This is a genomic window from Prevotella corporis DSM 18810 = JCM 8529 (assembly GCF_000430525.1).
Taxonomy (GTDB): domain Bacteria; phylum Bacteroidota; class Bacteroidia; order Bacteroidales; family Bacteroidaceae; genus Prevotella; species Prevotella corporis.
Genome location: NZ_KE387161.1, coordinates 1 through 1,154 on the forward strand (window position 1 = coordinate 1; position 1,154 = coordinate 1,154).

The 1,154-nt window shown below is 50.3% G+C and carries 1 protein-coding gene; it reads right to left on the reverse strand.

Going from position 1 to position 1,154, the window contains the following annotated elements; genetic code table 11:
- Positions 1–1,148 (reverse strand): site-specific integrase (locus H515_RS0112655; RefSeq protein WP_028902039.1); only part of this gene is annotated, 1,148 nt, incomplete at its 3' end.
- Positions 1,149–1,154: the final 6 nt, after the last annotated feature.

The following is a 1,154-nucleotide window of genomic DNA, read 5'->3' on the forward strand; positions in this document are numbered from 1 at the left end:
CTGTGTCCGAGCATTTTGGAAACGCTCTCAATGGACACGCCCTCCGACAGTGTCATCTGTGATGCGAAGGTATGCCGTGCCATATGATAGGTCAGCGTTTTCTGAATACCGCAAAGCCGTGCTATCTTTTTGAGGTGTATGTTCACCGTGTCGCATCCGGGTATGGGCAGCAGATACCCTTTTGGGGGTTCGTGGCGGAACGCCCTCGTATGAATGCCCTTGTACCGCTCAATGATGGCGGATGCTTCGGGTAATAATGGGATGTGGCACACGTTGCCCGTCTTCATCCTCGGCTTACGTATCCAAGTCATTCCCGCTTCGTGAAAGATGTGCTGCTCCGTCAAGTGATACACGTCGGTATAGGAAAGCCCCGTCAGGCAGGAGAAAAGGAACATATCCCTCGACACTTTTTCATAGCCTTGCAATTTATCTTCTCCCAAGGCTGCGATACGACCTACCTCTTCCCTTGTGATGTAACGTGGAGTGCCCACTTCCCAACGAATGGAATGGTTGATGAAGGGATAGGTGTCAATGATGTGCCGTTTATGCAGGTCTTTGAGCAAGGAAGCCAGCATGGAGAGATAACCAGCCGAAGTGTTGAGCTTGAATCCCTTTTCTTTGGCGAAGTAGTCCTCCAAGTCTTTGATGAGGACTGTGTCCACTTTCTGTACGGGAATATCCTCCACACGGTAGCGATACCTGACGAAGTTTGCCAGATGCTTGCGGAAGAGCAGCAGACATTTCAGCCTCCGCTCGCTGCGGTCTATGCCCACGCGCTCACGGAAGCGGTCGATATACTCGTCTGTATGATGCAGCAGTTCTTGAGATTCGCTATTTAGTCCGAATACAAGTTCCTGTACTCTCTCTGCCGTAATGGGGGCATCGGAGCTACCCGAAAGAGACTCATAAACCTTGTATATGCTCACCTGAAGGCGGTCAAGTTCCTTGTTTACCGATACGGCTTCGGCACTCTTGCCCAGCAGTCGGTTCTTGCGACTGTCCCACAAACGAGGAGTACACGAGCATTTGCAACTAAATTGTACCATAGAGCGTCCTGCCCTGATGCGTCCCATGATGGGACTTTTTCCGTTTTTGTCCTGCGTACCTCTCTTGAGGTAGAAAAGCAGCTTGAATTTTTCTTTTTCCATTGTTTT